Genomic DNA, 2,145 nt, shown 5'->3' on the forward strand with positions numbered 1-2,145 from the left:
CCTGATCCTGACGCTCACGCTGCTGTGGTACGACGAGCGATTCGTCATGCCGTACTGGCTGGAAGACTTTGTCGGTTACCTGTGGTTGCTGATTTTTCCGGAAGCGTTCATCAACGGCATGGTGGTCAGCGCGTTGGTGGTGTTTTGCCCAGAATGGCTGGAGACGTTCAATCGCACGCGCTATCTATCGGCGCCCTGGAAAGATGACGATCCCAAATCTTGATCCACATCAAATCCAAAAAACGTTGACGAATCCATGCTTCGGAAAACCTTCAGGAGCATCGAAATGAGTGTCTACGAGTGGGCCAGGCAGGAGTTGCGTCAGAGTCTGGATGTGGCGCAAGAGGTGGGCTTTGATCCGGGGTTGAGCCTGCGCGCCTTGCTCAGTGCGGTGGTGCAGCAGAGCAAGGCAGTGCGCAATATCGAAGACCTGGCCGATGAGTTGCGGTTTCTCGCCGAGAACCTCGACGAGGGCCAGGACTATGGCTTTATGCGGCCCTGATGGCCGGGATCAGTGACGCGGGTCGAAGTCGCCGCTGAACATCTCGTCCTCGGCATCAGGGGGCACCGGGATCTTGTGTTCTTCCGACGCCCAGGCGCCCAAGTCGATCAGTTTGCAACGGTCCGAACAGAACGGCCGGAACTTGCTCTCGGGGCTCCATTCGACAGGGGCGCCACAGGTTGGGCAATCGACGGTCGGGGTTTGGCTCATGACTGGCCTCCACGCAAAGTAAGGTAAAAGTGATGCAGGCGTTCGACCTCGCTGTGCAGCCAGGCTGGTCACGCTGCAGGGTGCGTTCGATCTGTAACTGTTCCGGGGCATCGATCACCAGGACCCGTTGGGTCATGGCGTACTGCCCGGACTCGATCAGCAGCGGCGAAACCAGAATCGCGTAAGGCGATTGTGCCTTGGCCAGATGATGGGCGATTTCCTCGGCGATCAACGGATGCAGTAGCGCTTCGAGCCAGCGGCGTTCTTCCGGCACCTCGAAGATCAGCTTGCGCAGGGCTGCACGATCCAGCTGGCCATCGGCTTGCAACACGCCGGGGCCAAAGTGCTCGGCGATTTTTGCCAGTGCCGGGCGACCGGGTTCGACCACCCAGCGAGCCGCATGATCGGCGTCCACCACGTGCACGCCGAGGTCGATGAAGTGCTGCGCAGCCGCGCTTTTGCCGCTGCCGATGCCGCCGGTCAGGCCGAGAATCCAGGGTTTTTCCACAGGGGTATTCATTTCAAACCGACAAACTGCCAATAGAAGCCGGTTATTTGACCACCCCAGAGCAAGGCAATCCAGCCGGCAATGGCCAGATAGGGTCCAAAGGGTAGCGGCGTCGAGGTTTTCGCATCCCGCAGGCGCAGCAAAATCACCCCGAGAATGGCCCCTACCAGCGATGACAGCAGAATGGTCATGGGCAGGATCTGCCAGCCGCCCCAGGCGCCGAGCATCGCCAGGAGCTTGAAATCGCCGTAACCGATGCCGTCCTTGCCGGTGACCAGCTTGAACAGCCAGAACACCGTCCACAGCGCCATGTAGCCGGYCACCGCGCCCCAGAACGCGTCATGCAGTGATACGAAGAGCCCGAAGCTGTTGAGGACCAGTCCCAGCCACATCAACGGCATCACCAGTACGTCCGGCAACAGTTGATGTTCGGCATCGATCAGGCTCATCGCCAGCAAGCCCCAACTCAGGACCAGCACCATGCAGGCCTGCCAGCCGAAACCGAAATGCCAGGTGACGAACGCCGACAGCAGGCCGCAGGCCAGTTCGGTCAGCGGGTAACGTTTACTGATCGGCGCTGCACAGCTCGAGCATCGCCCACGTAAAAACAGATAACTGAGTATTGGAATGTTCTCCCACACTCGAATCCGATGGCCGCAGTGGGGACACTCGGAGTGGGGCAATATCAGGTTGTAGGTCGGGCCGGGGGCTTCGGCTGGCAAGTCCAGTACGTCATGGGCCTGCAGGCGCCATTCACGCTCGAGCATTTTCGGCAGGCGCCAGACCACCACGTTGAGAAAACTGCCGATCAGCAGGCCGATCAGCCCTGCGGTAATCACAAAGGCCAGCGGGTTGAGGCTCAGAAATTCGTTCAAGGACATATCAGACCGCTGAGCCGAGTTGGAAGATGGGCAGGTACATTGCA

General features: G+C 59.6%; 3 protein-coding genes and 2 pseudogenes. 2 read left to right on the top strand and 3 right to left on the bottom strand.

The window, feature by feature from the left end; all coding sequences use genetic code 11:
* Both AC1DLB_RS29840 and AC1DLB_RS29845 read left to right on the top strand, forming a co-directional pair.
* Window positions 1-223 (top strand): annotated as a pseudogene (locus AC1DLB_RS29840) (energy-coupling factor ABC transporter permease); the annotation flags it as partial.
* 63 nt (window positions 224-286) lie between these two features.
* A complete protein-coding gene (locus AC1DLB_RS29845) occupies window positions 287-502 on the top strand; it encodes a hypothetical protein (RefSeq protein ID WP_007938959.1) in 216 nt (71 codons plus the stop codon).
* Between the two features lie 9 nt (window positions 503-511).
* Here AC1DLB_RS29845 and yacG read toward each other — a convergent pair whose 3' ends face one another.
* The 3 genes and pseudogenes from yacG to AC1DLB_RS29860 form a co-directional block, all read right to left on the bottom strand.
* The gene (gene yacG / locus AC1DLB_RS29850) at window positions 512-712 is read right to left on the bottom strand and encodes a DNA gyrase inhibitor YacG (protein WP_008015124.1); all 201 of its coding nucleotides are present in this window, start codon (window positions 710-712) and stop codon (window positions 512-514) included.
* Window positions 709-1,220 (bottom strand): annotated as a pseudogene (gene coaE, locus AC1DLB_RS29855) (dephospho-CoA kinase). The gene yacG and the pseudogene coaE overlap by 4 nt, the downstream one beginning before the upstream one ends.
* Before the next feature lie 8 nt (window positions 1,221-1,228).
* Window positions 1,229-2,101, bottom strand: a complete 873-nt coding sequence (locus tag AC1DLB_RS29860) for a prepilin peptidase (protein ID WP_477786271.1) — start codon at window positions 2,099-2,101, stop codon at window positions 1,229-1,231.
* Between the last annotated feature and the right edge of the window lie 44 nt (window positions 2,102-2,145).

This window comes from Pseudomonas sp. 05N434 (assembly GCF_056396965.1).